This window comes from Dyadobacter endophyticus, assembly GCF_014641595.1.
Classification (GTDB): domain Bacteria; phylum Bacteroidota; class Bacteroidia; order Cytophagales; family Spirosomataceae; genus Dyadobacter; species Dyadobacter endophyticus.
In genome coordinates, this window is record NZ_BMIA01000002.1 from 1,770,550 (window position 1) to 1,792,087 (window position 21,538).

General features: G+C 49.7%; 18 protein-coding genes. 6 read left to right on the forward strand and 12 right to left on the reverse strand.

The features are described from left to right. Nucleotides 1-2: 2 nt before the first annotated feature. The 12 genes from porV to hisH all read right to left on the reverse strand — a co-directional run bounded on the left by porV (nucleotide 3) and on the right by hisH (nucleotide 10,494). Nucleotides 3-1,160: a type IX secretion system outer membrane channel protein PorV gene (gene porV, locus IEY24_RS19490; RefSeq protein ID WP_188935069.1), complete on the reverse strand. Its 1,158-nt coding sequence runs from the start codon at nucleotides 1,158-1,160 to the stop codon at nucleotides 3-5. A 102-nt stretch (nucleotides 1,161-1,262) separates the two neighbouring features. Beyond that, the gene (gene porU, locus IEY24_RS19495; RefSeq protein WP_229222652.1) at nucleotides 1,263-4,640 is read right to left on the reverse strand and encodes a type IX secretion system sortase PorU; all 3,378 of its coding nucleotides are present in this window, start codon (nucleotides 4,638-4,640) and stop codon (nucleotides 1,263-1,265) included. Next, on the reverse strand, nucleotides 4,618-5,265 hold the full coding sequence (locus tag IEY24_RS19500; RefSeq protein ID WP_188935071.1) for a SprT family zinc-dependent metalloprotease: 648 nt from the start codon (nucleotides 5,263-5,265) through the stop codon (nucleotides 4,618-4,620). Before IEY24_RS19500 ends, porU begins: the two co-directional genes overlap by 23 nt. Before the next feature lie 34 nt (nucleotides 5,266-5,299). Then, nucleotides 5,300-5,485 carry a PG1828 family lipoprotein gene (locus IEY24_RS19505; RefSeq protein WP_188935074.1) on the reverse strand — a complete coding sequence of 62 codons (186 nt, stop codon included), beginning with the start codon at nucleotides 5,483-5,485 and terminating at the stop codon, nucleotides 5,300-5,302. Nucleotides 5,486-5,634: 149 nt separating this feature from the next. Then, on the reverse strand, nucleotides 5,635-6,408 hold the full coding sequence (locus tag IEY24_RS19510) for a phosphoglycerol geranylgeranyltransferase (protein WP_188935076.1): 774 nt from the start codon (nucleotides 6,406-6,408) through the stop codon (nucleotides 5,635-5,637). Then, nucleotides 6,405-6,809: a hypothetical protein gene (locus IEY24_RS19515; protein WP_188935078.1), complete on the reverse strand. Its 405-nt coding sequence runs from the start codon at nucleotides 6,807-6,809 to the stop codon at nucleotides 6,405-6,407. The genes IEY24_RS19510 and IEY24_RS19515 overlap by 4 nt, the downstream gene beginning before the upstream one ends. 97 nt (nucleotides 6,810-6,906) lie before the next feature. After that, nucleotides 6,907-7,245 carry a phage holin family protein gene (locus IEY24_RS19520; RefSeq protein WP_188935080.1) on the reverse strand — a complete coding sequence of 113 codons (339 nt, stop codon included), beginning with the start codon at nucleotides 7,243-7,245 and terminating at the stop codon, nucleotides 6,907-6,909. 59 nt (nucleotides 7,246-7,304) lie between these two features. Further along, nucleotides 7,305-7,640 carry a phage holin family protein gene (locus tag IEY24_RS19525; protein WP_188935082.1) on the reverse strand — a complete coding sequence of 112 codons (336 nt, stop codon included), beginning with the start codon at nucleotides 7,638-7,640 and terminating at the stop codon, nucleotides 7,305-7,307. Between the two features lie 13 nt (nucleotides 7,641-7,653). Next, on the reverse strand, nucleotides 7,654-8,295 hold the full coding sequence (gene hisIE / locus IEY24_RS19530) for a bifunctional phosphoribosyl-AMP cyclohydrolase/phosphoribosyl-ATP diphosphatase HisIE (RefSeq protein WP_188935084.1): 642 nt from the start codon (nucleotides 8,293-8,295) through the stop codon (nucleotides 7,654-7,656). Nucleotides 8,296-8,383: 88 nt separating this feature from the next. Next, on the reverse strand, nucleotides 8,384-9,157 hold the full coding sequence (gene hisF / locus IEY24_RS19535) for an imidazole glycerol phosphate synthase subunit HisF (RefSeq protein ID WP_188935086.1): 774 nt from the start codon (nucleotides 9,155-9,157) through the stop codon (nucleotides 8,384-8,386). A 5-nt stretch (nucleotides 9,158-9,162) separates the two neighbouring features. Next, a complete protein-coding gene (gene hisA, locus IEY24_RS19540) occupies nucleotides 9,163-9,885 on the reverse strand; it encodes a 1-(5-phosphoribosyl)-5-[(5-phosphoribosylamino)methylideneamino]imidazole-4-carboxamide isomerase (protein WP_188935088.1) in 723 nt (240 codons plus the stop codon). A 21-nt stretch (nucleotides 9,886-9,906) separates the two neighbouring features. Next, nucleotides 9,907-10,494: an imidazole glycerol phosphate synthase subunit HisH gene (gene hisH, locus IEY24_RS19545; protein WP_188935090.1), complete on the reverse strand. Its 588-nt coding sequence runs from the start codon at nucleotides 10,492-10,494 to the stop codon at nucleotides 9,907-9,909. A gap of 280 nt (nucleotides 10,495-10,774) precedes the next feature. Here hisH and IEY24_RS19550 point away from each other — a divergent pair, with 280 nt between their 5' ends. The 6 genes from IEY24_RS19550 to IEY24_RS19575 all read left to right on the forward strand — a co-directional run bounded on the left by IEY24_RS19550 (nucleotide 10,775) and on the right by IEY24_RS19575 (nucleotide 21,423). Next, nucleotides 10,775-12,268 (forward strand): M14 family zinc carboxypeptidase, encoded by a 1,494-nt coding sequence (locus IEY24_RS19550; RefSeq protein WP_188935092.1) that lies wholly within the window; start codon nucleotides 10,775-10,777, stop codon nucleotides 12,266-12,268. A 113-nt stretch (nucleotides 12,269-12,381) separates the two neighbouring features. After that, nucleotides 12,382-15,264 carry a TonB-dependent receptor gene (locus IEY24_RS19555; RefSeq protein WP_188935094.1) on the forward strand — a complete coding sequence of 961 codons (2,883 nt, stop codon included), beginning with the start codon at nucleotides 12,382-12,384 and terminating at the stop codon, nucleotides 15,262-15,264. 86 nt (nucleotides 15,265-15,350) lie between these two features. Further along, nucleotides 15,351-17,021 carry an IPT/TIG domain-containing protein gene (locus tag IEY24_RS19560; protein ID WP_188935096.1) on the forward strand — a complete coding sequence of 557 codons (1,671 nt, stop codon included), beginning with the start codon at nucleotides 15,351-15,353 and terminating at the stop codon, nucleotides 17,019-17,021. 222 nt (nucleotides 17,022-17,243) lie between these two features. Next, nucleotides 17,244-17,870 (forward strand): HupE/UreJ family protein, encoded by a 627-nt coding sequence (locus IEY24_RS19565; protein ID WP_188935098.1) that lies wholly within the window; start codon nucleotides 17,244-17,246, stop codon nucleotides 17,868-17,870. Nucleotides 17,871-17,897: 27 nt separating this feature from the next. Beyond that, a complete protein-coding gene (locus IEY24_RS19570; RefSeq protein WP_188935100.1) occupies nucleotides 17,898-20,279 on the forward strand; it encodes a M1 family metallopeptidase in 2,382 nt (793 codons plus the stop codon). Nucleotides 20,280-20,475: 196 nt separating this feature from the next. Beyond that, entirely contained in the window at nucleotides 20,476-21,423 is a 948-nt protein-coding gene (locus IEY24_RS19575) for a D-2-hydroxyacid dehydrogenase (RefSeq protein WP_188935102.1), read from the forward strand. Nucleotides 21,424-21,538 lie beyond the last annotated feature (115 nt).

Sequence of the window (21,538 nt, forward strand, 5' to 3'; positions counted from 1 at the left end):
GCTTAGTTTTCGTTGTCGCTTACGTCCAGCTTCTCGGCTTTGTTCAATCCGAGCGATACTGTGATGCGCAATGTCTGTGCAAGCGGACTTCCTTGTGTTGTGGGGAACATATAAGCGAAGTCGGCACCCCATTTGTCTGCGAAGCGAAGACCTGCTCCCGCTGTAAAGAAACGGCGGTCGCCTTTGTTTTTGCTCTCTCCGAAATATCCCGCTCTCAAAGCGAAGATATTGTTGTACCAGTATTCCAAACCAGTCGCGATGGCTACTTCCTGGATTTCCTCTTTAAATCCATCCGGAGCGTCCGAGAATGAGCCGAACACGCCGTTCAACAAAGGTTTGGTATTGACATTCGTCTTTCCGTCCGGAGTGGGCACCATCAGTTTACTGAAATCGATGATGAAATTAAAACGGTTTCTTCCGTCCCCGGTATACGACAGTCCGGTACCCACTTTCAGGGTTGTAGGAATAAAGTTTTCTGTTTCGGTGCTGGAACCGTAATTGATTTTACCGCCCAGGTTTGAAAGCACGGCACCCAATGACCACACGAGTTCGCTGCCGGTATCTTCGTTCTTGAATTGCTTTTTATAGTAAGCGCTGATATCACCCGCGGCTACACGTGCCGGGCTGAGCGAGACGTTGTTGATTACTGCATTTCCTGCAAGGTTCGAGGAGATGTATTTCAATGTCAGACCCATCGAGAAGTTTCGGCTCAGCTGACGTGAATAGGTTCCGTTGAAAGCCACTTCGCGCGAGTTAAAATAGCCGATATTGTTACCTACCGCATCCCGCAGGTCCAGTTCTCCGTTGTTGAAATAATTGACAGAAAACGCTACCGCCTGGCGGTCTCCCAATTTCTTGTAGACCGATAGATAACCGAGCCACATATCGTCAACCAGGTAACGCAACCATGGAGTGTAGGAAATCGAAACGCCAAAATCCTTGGTATTGTAGGGAAGTTTTGCCGCGTTCCAATAAGCTGAATTCGCATCCGGGCTGAGTGCTACACCGGCTTCTCCCATTGCTGCACTTCTAGCATCAGGGGCAAATGTCAAAAAGGAGAGTGGTGATGCCGGTATTCTTCTTGTAGAATCCTGCTGAGCGAAAAGCGTACCTGATGTTAAAAAGAATAGTGAGGATAATGTAACAAAAAAAAGTCTCATAGAAATTGGATTTGCGATAGGAAGTGCCTGTATCAGCTTCTTTAAAGGGTCAAAAATACAAGAAAGATAGTTATTACTAAAAATTTGATAAGTTTTATTATCTTAAGGAGATCGGATCAATTTCCCCGCTTTCTGATCCGCGGAATTGTCTTTTAACGATCTGATGAGTAATTGGTAAACCAGCGATTGGCCAACCGGCGCCGTCCTCAGCCATTGCGTCACCTCCAACCGTTCCCTGATAATTGGCTCGCTGTTATAATACACCTTTTTATAAGTACCCAAACGCTGCCCATTAACCAGCAATATATTAAAAATTAATTCTACGTCATCATTTACCCGGCTGTGCCCAAGCTCGAATGCAATGTCTTTCTGAAATGGGTTAGGATAAATATTAAAGGTGTTGAGTTCAATTCCCTTGGCAGCGCCTACTAGAAACCCGAACGCTATTTCAGAAAAGTTAGTATACGTATCCCACACTTTTACACGGACAATATATTTTCCGGCAGGCAGATTATCGAGCGGATAATTGATGGTCCCCGATTGATAATTATTCAGATCCGCCACGTAATAGTCATTCAAAACGACGGTAAGCGTATCATTCAAAATCATTGTGATATCGTGCCCGATACCCGCACGCGAAATGCTGATCCCGCTCTCGTCGCTCATCCGCAACACCAGCACCGACGACGGCTCTACCGTGTCGCCATCCCGGAATGCGGGGGTATTCAGGTAGCCGGCCACCTTGGGGGAAATGGTGTCCTTTTGCTGTACGGCGCTTCCGCCAACAACCAGTGATAGCTGAGCCGAGGCATCTTCCGTGCTATCGGCAACCACCGCATACAAGCTTGCACGTCCGAAACCAATGCGATAATCGATGTCTTTCGGCATTTGCCAACTGCATTGCAAGCGGCCGCTCTTCACCGACACATTCCCATCGAACAGCTTGCTTCGAAACTCGGAATAAGCCTCCGGATTACCCTCATTTCCTAACGTACGGAACTCGATCGGCTTGTCATAAATCACCAGTCTGGCGGTACCGTTGAAATCCGCATCGACCTTACCGGTTTCCTGATCAAAAACTTCCGCATGAAGCGTCACTTTCTGCAAGGCACGCAAGGTGTCGGGTGGCGACGTCCACCGGATTCCTTTTTTTCCGGGCGCCAGCACCATCGACGGATCGGCCAGCAGTGTAAAATTCCGGTTCAGGCTACCGGCCAGCGCATTGTTTTTGGTGTATTTAAAAAAATCTCCCAGCCGCTCACCTGGCTTTGCATTGGATAACGCTTCGTAAAATGCTTTGTTCAATGCAAAGTTGGTACTGGAATAAACCGGGCGGGTAGTGCTGATCGCCCCGACGGCCGCTCCTTTCGGGCTTAAAACCATCAGTTCAGCACCAGAAACAACACCGGGGTCGTCGTAGCGGCCAAAATCGCAGGTAGCCGTGATCAGCAAAGGCAAATTATTCATTCCACGGCTGGAAAGCATATCTGCTAACGTCAATACCTGCTCTTCGCCCCAGCCGCTCGTGCCTCCGTGCCCTGAATAATTCAGTATCAGCGTACCGTTGTCAATCGCATTTCGAATAGCCTTGTTAATGGCCGGCGCTTTCTGCCCGGCATCGGTCGTGGTTTGCGGCACCTCGTCAATGAAAGATCTTGTCGAAAACAACCGCCCCTGGATAAGATTGGCGAGCTGGTCGGCGTGGCGCTGGTGAATGTTCCCGTCACCGTCGTCGGCCACAAACCGTACCGAATTTTTCCATATCCCGATCGACGATTCATAATGTATGAGCTTGTCGACCACGATCCTTGCTTCTTCCAGCGACTTCACAGGCAACCTTCCGATACCAATATCAACCGTATGATCACCGGCAGTACTTTCGTTCCAGTCGCCCTCACCGGAATCCATAAAACCGAAATAATCGTCGGAAGAATAGGTATAAACCGGGTTGAGCGATTCACGGCTCTCATACACGGGCACCCACGCAGCGCGCTGCGCCTGCGATTGATTTTGGAGAAGGTTCCGGTAATCGTACGTTGCATCGCCAAACAATAAGAGGTATTTCAACTTGCCGGGCTCTTTCTGGTAAAGTTGTCGGGCAAAATCGCGGACCGCGGTAATGTCCGGTCGCCCGGAGGCATATTCATTATAAATCTGATCCGTTGTTACGACGAGCACATGCAGTCCGTCGCGGGTGTTTCTGTAAGCTGCGAGGCGGTTGGCCTCGGTAGCCCAGATGGCCGGCGTTACAATGAGCATATCCGGTGCTGTTGCGGCGGATATATTCTGGTTATCAACCCGTTGCCAGTTCACGGGCTGCATTGCGTCCGCCGTCTTGAAGCTGATATATTTTTGAAGAACTTTGCCACCCCTGGCAGTCCACCTGAAAGCGCCTGATGCATCTTTCTGAGCTATTGAAAGCGGTATAAGGGGATTTGTGATATTCCAGAGACTGAACTCTTCCGACGAACCCTGAAACTGATATGTAACGGTATCCGCCGGCTGCGGCAAGAAATGGTAAATCTGCTGGCCCTCATAGTTTCTCAGTTCCCGCTTTACCTGCAAACCGATATAGTCCAGGTAAGCTTCGGCCGAATTTTGTCCGTTTTTATTGTAGGCAACCCCAATATGGAAGGCTCCCGACGCCGGCGCATTCTTTAATGTATACGTACTCCCGGTCTGCAATGCCTTCACGTCGTAGGTACCGGGACTGACAGTGCCAATCGGCTCCTCGCCTACTGCATTGCCATTGACCTGCCATACAAAGCGCGTCGGTACTTGCGCGGCCCCGATCGTGGAAGTTCTCAATTTGAAATCCGAAGATGGTACTATTCCCGGCATATTTACATTAATACTGAAACCCGGACCCCCTAAATATTCCCCCCACCACTCTCGACCTGATTTAAGTGTATTGGACAATTCCGTTTCGTGATACCAATAGTCGTCAAACTGACTGACTGTTTTCGAGGAGGCAACCGAAGGCTCCACACCGGGTTTGACCCTCAGGCCGGAACTTTCTGTGAAAGTGATAAAATAGAAACTCGAATCGGAATAGTAATTGAGCTGATGCCAGAGCTGCGCCTTTGCCGCGTCATACCGGATAACATGAGGGCCTTCCGCAAAGAAGTAAACGGCGTCGCTTTTGTCAAACTTTCCATCCTCTTCCCCGCTGACCCAGATCGCATTCTCGGTTAACGCATTCACATACCCCGACTTGTTGGACTGCGGCAGCATAGCCCCTCCATTGCCATAGATTCTGATGCCCGAAGGCCGCACGGAAGCAATATCGATGCCCATTTTAGAAAGCAGATCGGCATCGACGCGGTGAATGCCGGTTTCCGTCACAGCCAGTTTGAACCACTGACCTTCGGACAAAACCGATTTTTGTGCATAAGAAAAAAAGGAAACCAGCAATGCCAGACAGCTTAAAACTGAACGACAAGCCATTTTCCGGACATCAGCACGCTTCAACCAATGCATGAGCGGGGATGGTGTAAAGACGTTGAGAGGCTTTGTCCGTGCAGAGTACCCGCGTGCGCCTGAGCGTTCCGCGTGTGAATGTCCTGTTTTGAAAGACGAAGTTTGTGCCTTCATCCAGCTGAAACAAACATACTTTACCGGTGTTCAATTCCTGCTCGTCGTACTTTCTGAGCACATTAAAAAGTTTCTGGTCACCGCCGGTTGAGGCGGCGGGGTTTTGAGCATAACGAAGCAAATGGACAAGAATATCTTCGGGAAAGATACTTTCACACATAACAGGCAGCAATAGCTCCCTGAACTCGTGCTTCCATTCGGCGCCGTGCGGCGCTACCCTTCTGCGGCCGCGGCCTTTGTATTTGTAATGGACAACACAATGAGCCACTTCGTGCAGGTATGTAATGAGGAAACTGTAAGGATTTAGATTGACATTGACCGTAATGCGGGGAACCATGCCGGGTTTTACGGTAAAATCGCCCAGGCGGGTACGACGCGGACGTGAGAGGAAGAAATCAAAGCAGTGGGTGCGATACAACTCCTGGCAATACTCAGCTGCCCCGTCCGGCACATACGAACCCAAAGACACATTTTTCATACCCGAATAAAAAAAGAAAAGCCCTATTTTCATAGGGCTTTTCAAGATTTTCGACTCGTACGTCTGATTACTTCTTAGTAGTATCAGCAGCAGCAGTGTCAACAGCAGCAGCAGTGTCAACAGCAGCTGTATCAACAGCAGGAGTTTCAACAGTTACAGCAGTAGTATCAGCTGATTCGTCAGCAGGTTTGCTAGTACAAGCAGCGAAAGCTACCATCCCGGCAACAAACGCAAATGCAAAGAATTTTTTCATTTCTTGGGTGTAATTAAGGTTCGATGCAAAGGTAATATGTTCGAATTGAATATTCCTAAATTTTGAGTTTGTATTTTTCCAAGAACTTAAAATTTCCTTAGAAAATTCTTAATTCACTTTAATTTGTCCTATTAATTCCCCCATTCCCCCTAAACACTCGCCAACTTTTGGTTATAAGCCTTCACACAGGCCGCAACTTCGGGCAACAACTCCTGGTTAGCTTCAATGCCGTTGCCTACCACGATCACATCTGCACCGGCACTCAGAGCGGCATCCGCTTTTTCGTAGGAATCAATCCCGCCACCGACGATAATCGGCGTGTCCACAGCCGCGCGTACCGCTGCGATGGTTTCGCCGGGAACCGGGAACAATGCGCCGCTACCGGCATCGAGGAAAATATTTTTTAGGCCCAGGTATTCGCCAGCGAGGGCCGTACAGGCTGCGATGCCCGGCTTGTCGCGGGGGAGCGGTGTAGTATTACTAATGTAGGATACGGTCGTGAGCTTGCCGCTTTCGATGAGCATATAACCAGTCGGAAGCACTTCGATACCGCTTCGTTTCAACAACGGGGCGGCGATGACATGCTGGCCTATGAGCAACTCGGGATTGCGCCCGGAGATCAGCGAAAGCAATAAAATCGCATCGGCCGAGGGCTCGATATGCAGGCTGCTGCCGGGGAAAAGTATCGCGGGAATATCGGTATGTTCATGAATGGCGGCAATCAGCTTGTCGATGGCGTAGTTGGTAATGAGGCTCCCGCCCACAAAAAAGAAGTCAACGCCATGCCCAGCCGCGTATTCTAGGAATTTCGGAAATGTGGTAAGGTTAATTTTATCCGGATCAAGGAGAACAGCAAACGATTTCCTTTTTTCTGCATTACGTTCGGAAAGGAGGTCTGCGATTTGATGTTTCGCTGCTTTCATTCGGTTTTACGTTCGTCATCAATTATATGTTTCAGCTTCTGGCGCGCCCACCCCACAGCCAATGTCCAGGCTAAACTTTGAACGGCTTGTCCGACAACAGACTGGGATTTGATTTTGGCAACTTTCTTTTCGACAGGTTCAACCGGCTCGACCAAAATTTCCTTTTTCTTTTTTCCTTTTGGCAAAAGCGCGTTCATGACGATAAAAGTCGTTGCAACGACTCCGCCGATCACCAGCGCCTGTTTACCATAACTGGTGGCTTCTTGTTTAAGCCCGCTCCATTGCGTTTCCAGCTTGTCGCGGTACAGATCGGCATCCTGCAACAAACCTTCTTTTTCCTTGTCCGTATCTGACGAAAACGGCTTCGTAATTTTTACCGAAGAATCTATTGAAGAACTCATTTCATATCTGTTTTAATAGTGCCTGAGAATTTTTCAAAAGGAATCCAAAAATAGCAATTCAGAGAAACTTATTGCCAAATAAAGCAGCCAAAAAGCATTATTCCTCCTTCACGCTTACAAAACGAACGATTATTTTCCGGATCAGTGTGATCCAGGTTTCTTTCCAGATGATGGTGACGGCTAGCTTGATAATGAAAACACCGAGCAATATCACAAAGCCCAGGTAGTCGCTGTGCAGCCATTTGTTCAGGAATGTTCCGAGCAATATGACCAGCAAAATCAGGATCGTAAGGCCAAGACAAAGCAAAATGGCTGCAAATATCCCTATCACAACGGCCCGCTCGATCTTGTCACGGGTCTCTATTTTAAACAGATCGATCCTTGTCTCGAAATATTTAAAAAGGGTGTCCTTGATTTCTTCCAGTTGACTCAGCATAGCGGTAAATTTCAAATCATGTGAGATGTATAAGGCCTGAACACAGACTTTTTTTCACATTAATCCAAAAACATACCAAGGATTGCAGAGACGACTGAAACGATCAACCCAAAGAATAATGCGGAAATGAAACCGTCGACCCGGAAGCCGTCTACAAGCGAGGCAGCGAGGTAAATAATAAACACGTTGACGACGAAATAGAATAGCCCCAGCGTCAGGATCGTAATGGGTAACGCGAGGATTTGGAGGATGGGCTTAAGGAATGTGTTGAGAATACCCAACACAATGGCTACGATAATGGCCGTACCCGTACTCGCAACCACAACACCGGGCACCAAATTAGAGGCGACGATAATCGCCAAAGTACTGATTACAAGACGCAGGAGCAACTTCATACGGTTCTGGTTTTTATTGGTGACGGTTACGAAGTACGTCAATTACCTCATCTAAGTCAATGTTTTTTTGTTCGAGCAAAACGAGCAGGTGGAACAGCAAATCCGACACTTCGTTCTTGAAAAGACCATCGTCGTTATCCTTCGATTCGATGACAACTTCGACAGCCTCCTCCCCCACTTTCTGCGCGATCTTATTGATTCCCCTCTTGAAAAGGCTGCTGGTATACGATTCGTCCGTCGGGTTCAGTTTACGCTCGCGGATCACATTTTTCTGAAGGTAATTCAGGAACGCCGCCTCGCCGGTACGTGTGTCAGCAATTTCCGGCTGGCTATTTTTTTCCCCAAAACAAGTATCCGCGCCGGTGTGACAAACTGGCCCTGCCGGAGTCGCTTTGATCAGCAATGTATCGCCGTCGCAGTCAGCGGCAATGTCATTTACAAACAAAAAATTGCCCGACGTTTCACCTTTTGTCCAAAGGCGCTGCTTGCTCCGGCTGAAAAACGTCACCGTTCCCTGCTGCCTGGTAACGTCCAGTGCTTCGGCGTTCATGTAGCCCAGCATTAGTACTTTACCGGTATTTACGTCCTGAATAACAGCCGGCACCAGGCCGTCGGCCGATTTATTGAAGTCTATGGTTGAAAACGTCTCGCTCATTTTTGATTGTTAATTAAAAAATCCCGCCTTGTCCGCAGCATCGGGGCCTGGTCAACCGGTTCAGTATATTTGTTAAAACTCCGCGCCATTACCGGGTCATCCGGATCGGCAGGTCTTTGTTTTTGAGATACTCTTTCAAATCCGGTATGTCTATTTCCCGGAAGTGGAAAATGCTGGCAGCTAATCCGGCATCGGCTTTCCCCGCCGTGAAAACATCATAAAAATGCGCCATATTGCCTGCACCGCCGGATGCGATCACCGGAATGTTCGCATTACCTGAGATGGTGGCCGTCAGTTCCAATGCAAAGCCGTTTTTCGTGCCATCCGTATCCATCGAGGTGAGCAGGATTTCCCCTGCGCCCCGCTCTTCGACTTCCTTCGCCCAGGGTATCGAGCGGATTTCCGTCGCCTTCCTTCCTCCGTGGGTATGCACAATATGTTCGAGACCGTTGTCCGTTTCGATATAACGCGTATCGATGGCCACTACAATGCATTGGCTGCCGAATTCGAGCGATAGTTCATTGATCAGGTCCGGGTTCCGTACCGCCGCCGAGTTGATCGACACCTTGTCCGCCCCCGCATGCAGGAGCGCCGACACATCCGCAATCGAGGAAATGCCCCCGCCGACTGTAAAAGGTATATTAATAGTCTGCGCTACTCTGCGAACGAGGTCGATAAATGTCGAGCGGCCGTCGACTGTGGCCGTAATATCAAGGTAAACCAACTCGTCGGCACCATGCGCGGCGTACATCGCACCCAGTTCCACCGCATCACCCGCGTCACGCAAATTCACAAAATTGACCCCTTTGACCGTCCGGCCATCTTTTACATCCAGACAGGGGATGATTCGTTTTGTAAGCATAGTTTTTAAACTGAAAAACGCTGTAAATCGGCGAGACTGATCCGATTTTCATAAATGGCTTTGCCAATGATCACGCCGTAGATATTCATTTCCGCCAGCTTCTCCACATCCTCGATTCCCGCTATTCCGCCGCTGGCGATGATATTCAGGTCGGGACATTTGTCTTGCAGGTTTTTATATAAATCAAAAGAAGGTCCTTGCAACAAACCGTCCTTGGCTACATCGGTGCTAATGGTATACTTGGCACCTTTCGCCACATATTCCTCTACAAAATCATACACCCAGATGGCCGTACCTTCTTCCCAGCCGCTCACTGCGATCTTCTCATTTTTGGCATCCGCGCCGAGAATGATCTTCTCGCCGCCATAAGTTTTTAGCCAATGCTCAAACAGGTCGGGTTGTTTCACGGCTATACTTCCGCCTGTAACCTGTTTCGCCCCGCTTTCGAATGCGATTTTCAGATCATCGTCCGATTGTACGCCGCCGCCGAAATCGACATGCAGCGAAGTTTGGGAAGCAATTTTTTCCAGTACTTTCCAGTTGACGACCTTTTTCGCCTTTGCACCGTCTAGGTCCACCAAATGCAGCCTTTTCAAGCCGGCGTCTTCGAATTGCAATGCAACTTCCAGGGGGTTTTCATTGTAAATCTTCTTCTGACCATAATCGCCCTGCGTGAGGCGAACGCATTTGCCTTCAATGAGGTCGATAGCGGGTATAATCTGGATCATGAGGTACGGGGCAGGCGGTTATCAGAGTTTGAGAAAATTTTCGAGGATTTGCTGGCCGGCATTCCCGCTGATCTCGCAGTGGAACTGGGCAGCGTAAAAATTGTCCTTATGCAGCATCGCGCTGAACGGCAATACGTAATCGCAGCTGGCGACGGTGTATTCGCAGACCGGTGCCGCATAGCTGTGTACGAAATATACGTACGCATTATCGGGCAGACCGGCAGTAAGCGGCGATTGGTAGCCGGAGATATTGTTCCAGCCCATGTGCGGCACTTTGAGGCCCGGAGATGCCGGGAAACGCTTCACATCCACATCGAAAATCCCCATGCATTCGGTATTGTTCTCTTCCGAAAAACGGCACATGAGCTGCATACCCACGCAGGTCCCGAAAACGGGCTGCTTCAATGAAGGAATCACCTTGTCGAGGCCCACATTGCGGAGGTAGCTCATCGTGGTACTGGCTTCGCCTACGCCGGGAAAAATCACCTTGTCGGCCGAACGGATCTCGGCTTCATCGTCGGTATAAAGGTAGCTTGCGCCTATGCGGTCGAGCGCGTACATGACCGACTGCACATTGCCTGCATTGTATTTGATAATGACGGTTTTCATACCATTCAGTGCTTGAAATCGACAACAAAAAAGCCCGATCTAAACAATCGGGCTTCTGGGATACTATGTATTCAACCTTATTACAACACTACTTGCAAAAACACATCACCCTAGACGTCCGAAAGCCAAAAGGCTATGATGCAAATGATATGTTTCAGCTCTTAACATGCCACAAATGTAAGCAAAAAATACAATAACCGGACAACAAAGCACGTAAATATTACATTAAAATTTGCTTAGAGAAACTTCGTACCTTGCAGTTAACAAATGGCCTTGAACCATGATAAAAGCAACTATCCTGCCACTATTTTCCCTATTCATTACCTTGATTACCATTGATTCACAGGCACAAACCAAAGACCTTGCCGACCGTCTTTTCAAAATCCACGAAACTTATCGCGAGCAAGCCCTTACCCAGCGGCGTTTCAAGCAGAAAGACATTCTTCCGCTGATTTCCAGGCGGCAGGACAACGCGATGTACCAGATAGAAGCAGTGGGAAATTCGTTTGAGGGAAGGACTATTCAAATGATCAAAATTGGGAATGGCAAGAAGAAGGTGCTGCTTTGGACGCAAATGCATGGCGACGAGCCCACAGCAACCATGGCGAGCTTCGATATCTTTAATTTCCTCGAAGGCAAGAATGACGGTTTCGACGAACTCCGCAAGAAACTGCTTGACAATACGACCCTATATTTTGTGCCCATGCTCAACCCCGACGGGGCAGAACGCTACCAGCGCCGTACCGCTCAGGGTATCGACATGAACCGCGACGCAGCAGCACGCCAGACGCCCGAGGCGCAAATCCTGAAAGGTCTTGTGGACCGCCTGAAACCCGATTACGGCTTCAACCTCCACGATCAGAGCCCGCGCTATTCGGCAGGCCGTAGCCCGAAAGTGGCGACGATTTCCTTCCTGGCGACTTCCTATGATTACGAACTATCGATCAACGACGTGCGCGAGCGCTCGATGCAGCTGATCGTGGGCATGAATAAGATACTTCAAAAGTACATTCCGGGCCAGGTAGCCCGCTACGCTGACGACCACGAGCCGCGGGGATTCGGGGATAATGTGCAAAAATGGGGTACGACATTGGTATTGATCGAATCGGGCGGTTATGTGGGCGATCCTGAGAAACAATACATCCGACAGCTCAATTTCATGGCCATTTTGTCGGCGCTCGATAAGGTTTCGGACAATTCGCTCACCAAAGAGAACCGCGAGGAATATTACAACATCCCCGAAAACGGCCGCTGGGTGTACGACCTCGTTGTGCGCAATGCGACCGTGCGGCAATCGGGCAAGTCGTTCACCGCTGATCTGGGCATTAACCGCACGGAAGTCAACTATGCCAATGCGACCAAGTTCTTTTATTACAGTAAGATCGAAGACTTCGGCGATCTGCACCCGCAATATGGCAGCCAGGAAATCGACGCAACGGGGCTTACCATCGAAAAGGGGAAGATCTATCCTACCACATATAAGAATGTGAGCGAGATCAGCAAGCTGAATGCATTGAGCCTGCTCAAAGAAGGTTACACGTATGTGCGTCTCGCGCCCGACGCCAACACCCGGGCATTAGGCCTGTATTTCACCACCGCACCCCTGCATATCCTGCGAGCCGGGCAAGCGGCTCCCTCCGGCATACCGGGCCTGGGCTCCACCGCTACCTTCATTCTCAAAAAGGCCGGAAAAGTGAAATATGCCGTCATCAACGGTTTCGTGCATGATTTGGACGACTTCAATGCCGAAAAAGGACAAGGAATAGTCGAATAAGTAGCTGATTTTTAAGGAAAAGTGCAATTTTTAAATAATTGACGCGTAACATAGGGTTAACATTGAGGTAACATTGGCGATCTACTTTTGTGTCGAAAATTTGACACCTTAAGATGAAAACCAAACTTTTTACATTACTGTTTACCCTCGCTGCCGTCGTCACGGCATTTGCAGATCCGGGCTCGATACGTGGCTCGATCAAAGACGCGAAAACCAAGGAGGCGCTTATCGGAGCCTCCATTCTCATAGAAGGCACACAGATAGGTGCTGCCGCCGACGTCGACGGGAATTTTGTACTTTCCAATGTTCCTGTCGGCACCCACAAAATCATCATTTCCTTCGTTTCGTACCAAACCAAAGAAATTCCTAATGTCCGCGTAGAATCCGGAAACATTACGGTGATCGATACGGAACTGGACGAAGAGGGCAAAGCATTGCAGGAAGTTGTTGTCCGCGGAAGCCGTGCCACCAATACAGAAGTGGCGGTTATTAGCGAAATCAAACAGCTGAAACCGATCGCCGTCGGTATTTCCGCCGCACAAATCCAGAAATCGCAGGACCGCGACGCCGCTGCGGCCATCCGGCGGGTACCTGGTATCAGCATCGTCGACAACCGCTTCGTGATGATCCGCGGGCTCGGTTCACGTTACAATGCGGTACTGATCAACGACGTGATCACCCCTTCCAGCGAGGTTGACACCCGTGCGTTCTCGTTTGACCTTATCCCAAGCAATATCATCGACCGGATGATCGTCTACAAATCCGGTTCTGCCGAATCTCCGGGCGACTTTGCAGGTGGTGTGATCAAGATTTATACCAAACGCCGCCCCGACCAGAACTTCACCGACGGTGCCCTCACGGTAGGCTACCGTGCCAATACTACATTCCAGAGCGTTCAATCGCATTCACGCAGCGGGGCCAACTTTCTTGGCTTGTGGGGTGCCGATCAGACACTTTCCAGCGCATTCCCGAAACGTTCGGCCGATTTCAATACCCTCAGCGCTGTCGACAGGGCCGCTTACGGACGCATCCTGCCTAACAGCTGGGCTTTGAAAAACGTGAATGTATCGCCCGACCTGCGTCTCGCATTCAACCTGGGACGCCGTTTCGATATCGGCAACGTGGACGTAAGCAACATTACGAACATCAATTATTCGATGACCAACCAGGTTTCGAACATCGATTTGAAATTGTATCAGAACGGTCTGAATGCGAATGATGTTTTCGAGAAATACAAAGACTCCAACTACTCACGCCAGACACGTATCGGCGTGCTGCATAACTGGACGTTCCGCTTCTCCCCGATTTTCAACCTGGAATGGAAGACGTTGTTCAACCAGATGGGCAACACCGAAACCGTTGCCCGCGAAGGCCAGCGTGTTGTGGATGGATATGATATTAAGAACTACTCACAGCGTTTCGAAAACCGCAGCATTGTCACGACGCAGGTTTCGGGTGACCACAAAATCGGTGACCTTACGAAACTGAACTGGATCACCGGCTTTGGCTACACAGGCCGCTGGGAGCCCGACTGGAAAAGGATCCGTTTCCAACGCCCTACGCCTGAACAGGGCAGCGAGGCCATTCCTTACCAGGCTGTGGCACCAATCGACCCTAACCCTATCGATCTCGGCCGCTTCTATTCCAAACTCAATGAGCGCGTAGTGACTTTGGCTGTAAACGGCGAGCATACATTCGGCAACCCGGTTGACCGCGAACCCAACAAAATCCGCTTCGGGGTGTACGGTGAGCGCAAAGACCGCGATTACTCTGCTCGTTTTTATGGATATACCAATGTAGGAAATGCCTCCGAAATCCTCCGCGGCGACGTTAGTTCGATTTTCACTCCTCAGAATATTACCGGCCAGGATGGCGGGCTTACCATCAAGGACGGGACCAAGGACCTGGATTCTTACAATGGTATCAACAACTATTACGCGGCGTATCTGAGCGGCGATGTGAACTTTGGTTCGAAAGCCATTCTGACCCTCGGTTTTCGTGGCGAATACAACAACCAACAACTACATTCGACGATCGTGAACGAGCGGAAAGAGCTTGTGAACAACATCGTGTTCATCCCGCTTCCCTCCCTGAACTTCACTTATAAGCTGAGCGAAAAACAGAACCTACGTCTGGCTTACTCCTCAACCCTTAATCGCGCGGAATTCCGTGAAATGGCCCCATTTACCTACTTCGATTTCAACCTTCTGGCTGACATCCGGGGTAATACAGCGCTAAAAACAGCGAAAATCCAGAATATGGATGCAAAATGGGAGTTTTACCCGACTGCGAATGAACTGATTTCGGTAACCGGTTTCTACAAGCATTTCAAAAATCCCATCGAAACGTTTCTGATCCCGACGGGTAATGGGCTGGCTTACACCTTCATCAACGCCGGTTCCGCGCAGAGCTACGGGGTTGAAGCGGAGGTTCGCAAAGGCTTTGCGGAGTCGTCCAGCCGATTCTTCCAAAACCTGACATTGGTAGCCAATGCATCGCTGATCAAAAGCAAGGTTAATCTTGGACAAGAGGTGGAAGGGCCGGATTTGAGCGGCGCTATCCAGAAATATGACCTGACCGGCATCACCGACAGCAAACGTCCGATGGCCAACCAGTCGCCCTACCTCGTGAATGCGGGTGTTTACTACGCCGAACCAAACGGCTGGCAGTGGAACGTGCTTTACAATGTTTTCGGACAAAGAATCTTTGCAGTGGGTAATGTCGACAACCCGACGGTTTACGAAATGCCCCGCAATGTAATAGACCTGAACATCAGCAAGAAATTCAAAAACAACCTTGAACTGCGCCTGGGTATTCAGGACTTGCTGAACCAGCCGGTACGTTTCTCGCAGGATTTCAGCCACGACGGCAAAATCGGCAGCGACGTGACTACCAAAGGGCCGAATGCCGACCAGGATATCCGTAAGTTCAGACGCGGTAGCTATTTCACACTTACAGCTGCCTACAATTTCGGAAGAAGAACAATCATACCATAATTCAATCAGTACCATCAATGGCGTTCGCCGGCGTAATATCAGTAACAGTTTAAAACCATCCAATTGCAAACAAACTTGAATTCACTATGATTAGCTTAAAAAACAAACTGTATTCATTACTCCTTCTGACAGGTCTGGTAGCAGGCTTGACGGCGTGCGACAACGATGATAAGCCGGATCCAACTCCGCAACCTGTGCTGGCTGTTACCGCTATCGCTCCGGCGTCAGGCCCTGCCGGCACCAAAGTAACGATTACAGGTACAAAGTTCGATCCGACTCCCGCTAACAATACCGTATTGTTTAACACAACACAGGCTACTGTAACAGCTGCTACTGCCACTTCATTGGAAGTAGTGGTTCCTGCCAATGCAACCAGCGGTGTTATCTCAGTAACCGTAGGGGGTGTAACTGCGAAAAGCACTGCAAGCTTCACGGTATCTGACCGTGTGGCGGTAGAAGTGAAGGACGAAATCAAGACTAATACTACCTGGACAAAAGACAAGCTGTATCTGTTGAAAGGCTTTGTTTACGTAACAGCTGGTACTACCCTGACTATTGAAAAAGGAACACTCATTAAAGGTGCTGGTAAAGACGCAGACCCTACTGCTTCCGGCAAAGGTGGTGCTCTGATCATTGAAGCAGGTGCAAAACTGGTTGCTATCGGTACTGCCGAAGAGCCAATCGTATTTACTTCTGCCAACGACCCGGGCAAGCGTAACTACGGCGACTGGGGTGGTGTCGTATTGATCGGTAAAGCTCCTAATAACCGTCCGGGCTCAACTGCATTCGAAGGTGGTATCCGCGGAACTATCGGTACTGGCACAGCAGCTGACGACAACTCAGGAACATTGCAATATGTACGTATCGAATTCGGTGGTATCGCATTGAGCTCTACTGCGAACAGCGAGATCAACGGTTTGACACTTTACGGCGTAGGTTCAGGTACGACAATTGACCACGTACAGGTTTCTTATTCGGGTGACGACTCTTACGAGTGGTTCGGCGGAACTGTAAATGCTAAAAACCTGATCGCATTCCGTGGTTTCGACGACGATTTCGATACTGACTGGGGTTTCACCGGAAAAATTCAGTATGCCGTTTCATTGCGTGACCCTGAATATGCGGATCAATCTGCATCCAACGGTTTAGAATCGGATAACTTCAACTCGGGTGAGCCGGCAACAGGCCCTAACAATGGCCTGCCTTTGACCGAGCCTACTTTTGCCAACGTGAGCCATTTCATAACTGCCGGAACTCCTTCCACAGCTACTATCAAAGGAAGCGGTGGCTACCAGTCGGCCATGCACTTACGCAGAAACACTGCTATCAGCGTCCTTAACTCGGTATTCGTAGGTGCTCCTGAGGGACTTCGTCTGGACGGAACTGCAACAGGAACCTGGAAAAACGCACAAGACGGCAAACTGGACCTGAGAGGTATCGTATTATCGAACAACCTGACTGCGATCGTTGGTAAAGGCGATATCACCACCGACCAGGCTACTACTTACTTCAAAACCGCTGCACGCAAGAACGAAATCAAAGACGTTGCTTCGCTGCTGCTCAACAGCGCGAATTTCAACCTTGCTGCTCCAAACTTCCTGCCACAGGCTACTTCCCCACTTTTGGGTGGTGCTACCTGGGAAGGCAAAGGTGCTGATGCATTCTTTACAAAAGAACTTTTCAGAGGTGCTTTCGGAACAACAGACTGGACCAAAGGATGGGCCAACTGGGATCCGCAGAACACGATCTACAAATAAGCATTTTCAAAATCTTATATAATTGGTGTCAGAATTTAGAAAGGCCGGAAGCAGATGCTTCCGGTCTTTTTCTTATGTACAGCGTCATAAATACGGCCCACGGCGTGTAGCATTTTCACCACATTGTTGGTTTACAGAACCGAAAGAAATATCTTCGGGTTTATCTATTTTTGTCTTGACAATTAAATTGTCCGACTTCACATTTTTCCTAACCCTAGTTTAATGTCCGAGTTCCAGGCTTACCTTCAATTAGGATTCAACCATATCACTGATTCCAACGGCTATGATCATATTCTCTTCATCATGGCCATTTGCTCGGTCTATACGCTGGTAGACTGGAGAAAAGTAATCGTACTGGTGACTGCTTTCACCGCGGGGCATTCCGTCACACTGGCATTGGCCACACTGGGTTATGTCAATGTCAACCCCGACTGGATCGAGCTGATGATTCCGTTCACCATACTTCTCACGGCTTTTATCAATTTTTTCCATAGGATCCCGAAGAACTCCTACGCGCCCAAGGAGAAGGCTCCTGCATTCAGGTACCCGCTCGCATTGGGCTTCGGTTTGATCCACGGACTGGGCTTTTCGAACTATCTGAGGGCATTGCTGGGTAAGGAGGCGGATATTTTCAACCCGCTGCTTGGCTTTAATGTAGGCCTCGAACTGGGACAACTCATTATTGTCTTTATTATCTTAGCCATTGCATTCGCGATGATCGAACTTCTGAGAGTGCAAAAATTGAGCTGGATACAGATATTGTCCGGTATTATCTTTGGAATGGCGCTCTCGCTGATCCTGAACAATGATCTTTTCCGCACACTCACAGGCATGCCTGTCAACTCTTAAAACCAAACTATTTATGACCAACCGATTATGAAAAAAACGCTGCTCCCGTTACTAATGCTGCTCGTGTCGCTATGCACCATGGCACAGCAGCTCCCCACCTCCCCCAATTACCAGGCCAACGACCGTTTTGAGCAATTGGGTACCACCCTGCCCACTCCCAACACCTACCGGACCGCTTCCGGCGCGCCGGGTAAAGAGTACTGGCAACAACGGGCGGATTACGACATCAAAGCCGAACTCGACGACGACAATCGCCGCATTATCGGAACCGAAACCATTACATTCTTTAATCAATCCCCGGATGATCTGAAATACATCTGGATGCAGCTCGACCAGAACCTTTTCAAAAACGATGGTATCGCCGCCAGGTCGCGCACAGGCACGGTCAACCAGAAAGGAATGAACGCCGACCAGTTGCAGGAAATGAACAGCGCGCGCGGCGCGACGCTGGACCCTAAGATCGAGTATGGCTACAAAATCACTTCTGTAAAAGACAAAACCGGCAAGGCATTGCCCTTCACCATCAACGGAACGATGATGCGCATCGACCTTCCGCTTGTGTTGAAAACCGGCACCGCATTTGTATTCAGCGTGGATTGGAATTACAATATCACCGAATATTATGGGCGCAGCGGCTTCGAGTATTTCCCAAAGGATGGTAATGCCAATTATTTCATTGCGCACTGGTTCCCACGCCTGGCCCCGTACGACGACGTCAATGGCTGGAACCACAAGCAGTTCCTGGGCCAGGGAGAGTTCGCATTGATTTTTGGTAATTACAAAGTAGCCATCACCGTTCCTTCCGATCACGTGGTAGCAGCCAGCGGCGAATGCCAGAACTATGCGCAGGTACTCACCGCTACCCAAAAACAACGCCTCAAACAAGCCGAAACGTCCAAAACGCCGGTAATGATCGTAACGCAGGCGGAAGCGGAAAAGGCAGAAAAGCGCGAAAACAAGAACCCGGGAAAGAAAACCTGGATCTACAAAGCCGATAATGTACGTGACTTTGCATTCGCGAGCAGCCGGAAATTTATCTGGGACGCCATGCAGAGCGATGTTTACAAAAGCGGCCGCAAAATCTGGTGCATGTCTGTTTATCCCAAAGAAGGTAACCCGCTATGGGAGCAATACTCGACCCGCGCGGTGGCCCACACTTTGAAATCCTACGGCGCGCGTACATTTGAGTACCCTTATCCCGTGGCGATCTCCTGCCATTCGGTAGCTGGCGGCGGCATGGAATATCCGATGATTAGCTTCAACGGGGGGCGCCCGGAGGAAGACGGTACTTATACGGAAGCGACAAAATATGGCATGATCGGCGTGATCATCCACGAAGTTGGCCACAACTTCTTCCCAATGATCGTCAACTCCGACGAGCGCCAGTGGGCATGGATGGACGAAGGTTTGAACACATTCTGCCAATACCTGGCCGAAAAGGAATGGGACTACAACTTCCCGACCCGCCGCGGCGAGCCCAACCAGATCACGGAATATATGTCGTCGGACAAATCGGTGCTGAGCCCGATCATGGCCTCGGCTGAAAATGTCATCGGGCTTGGGCCTAATGCATATGGCAAACCGGCAACCGCATTGAACATCCTCCGCGAAACCGTGATGGGCCGCGAGCTCTTCGACCATGCATTTAAAGAATATGCCACCCGCTGGCGTTTCAAAAGCCCTACCCCGGCCGATTTCTTCCGTACCATGGAAGATGCCTCGGGCGTAGACCTCGACTGGTTCTGGAAAGGCTGGTTCTACGGCACCGAGCCTGTCGACCAGGATCTGGTAACGGTCGACTGGTTCAGCATCGATACGCAAAATCCAGCGATCGAGAAAGAAATAGCCCGTAAGGAAGATGCGCGCAAAAAAACGACCATGAGCAAAATCCAGGATGCTAAAACGAAAGGCGAAACCGTTGTGGCCCAGGATTCGACCATGGCCGATTTCTATAACCGTTACGATCCGTTCAAAGTAACCGACGCCGACAAGCAGAAATATGAGCAATACCTGGCGACATTGTCGGACAACGAGCGTCAGCTGATCCAGGCTAATACCAATTTTTACACATTGTCTATCAAAAACAAAGGCGGCGTACCGATGCCCGTAATCGTAAAAATGGGCTTCGAGGACGGTACGGACTCGGTGGCGGTATACCCCGCTGAAATCTGGCGTTTCAACGACGTACAGATCAACAAGGTAATTTCAACCAAAAAGAAGGTTGTTCAATGGACGCTCGACCCGTACCAGCAGATTGCCGACATCGATACCGAGAACAACTCGTTCCCACGCATCGCACAACCGACCCGCTTCCAGATCTTCAAACAGCAACAGCAGAAAAAAGCGCCTAACCCCATGCAAATGCAAGGCGCTGGCGGTGGAAAGATCAGTACCGATCCCAAGAATTAGCGTTATAAGTGATAATTTTCAAAGCCCTTCCGAGTGTATTTGGAAGGGCTTTTTTATGTTAATTCAAAATGGATTCTATGTAATTTCAAAATAGAATTCGTGTAATTTCAAAGTTTGAGCCGTACAACAAAGCATTCATAGTACCAATCAGGGTCGAATTCGTATCAACCTGGAAAAACATTTAAAAACTATTTACATGAACATCGTAATTCTCGACGGATATACTTTGAACCCCGGCGATCAGGACTGGGCGCCTATTGAAAAGCTGGGTAATGTGACCATTTATGACCGCTCGGCCAGGGAGGAAATTGTGGAGCGGGCCAAGGATGCGGAAGTGGTGCTGGTCAACAAGGTGGTGCTTTCCGGCGAAACGCTGGCGCAGTTGCCTAAGGCCAGGTATATCGGTGTGATGGCTACGGGTTTTAACAATATCGACATTGAAGCGGCCAGAAAGCATGGCATTACCGTCACCAATGTGAAAGCCTACGGGCCTGCTTCGGTTGCGCAGCAAACTTTCGCATTGCTCCTAGCGATCGTGAACCGGGTCGAAACGCACAGTCAGAGCGTATTTGCCGGTGATTGGGCCGCTTCCGCCGATTTTTGTTACTGGAAAACGCCCCTTACCGAACTGGCCGGAAAAACCATCGGACTGGTCGGCCTCGGGGATATCGGCTCCCAGGTCGCGAAGATTGCTGCCGCTTTCGGAATGAAAGTGATCGCATACCGGAAACATCCCGTGCCGACAGACGGCGTGGAAATGGTATCACTCGATGAGATCTTCCGACAAAGCGACGTCATAAGCCTGCATTGCCCACTTACCGACGAGACGCGGGAGATTATCAACCGGGAAAATCTTGCAAAAATGAAATCGGGCGCCATTGTGCTCAATACCGGTCGCGGGCCGCTTATTCACGAGCAGGACCTCGCCGATGCCCTCAAAAATGGCACAATCGCCGGGGCCGGGCTGGACGTACTTTCCGTGGAACCACCAAAGGCCGGTAACCCATTGCTATCCGCCCCCAACTGCGTCATCACACCGCATGTGGCATGGGCGACATTCGAAGCGCGGCAGCGGTTGCTGCAAATGGTTGCCGACAATCTGGAAAATTTCCAATCGGGAAAACCGGTCAATGTGGTTTCCTGAGATTAGGGCAAAAAGCGTGCGCATTATGCACGTACACTAACAAATCGTGCTCTCGGCCCGAATAATCGCGTACCTTTGCACCACTAAATTCATGTACGGGCCGCGTTCACGCGGC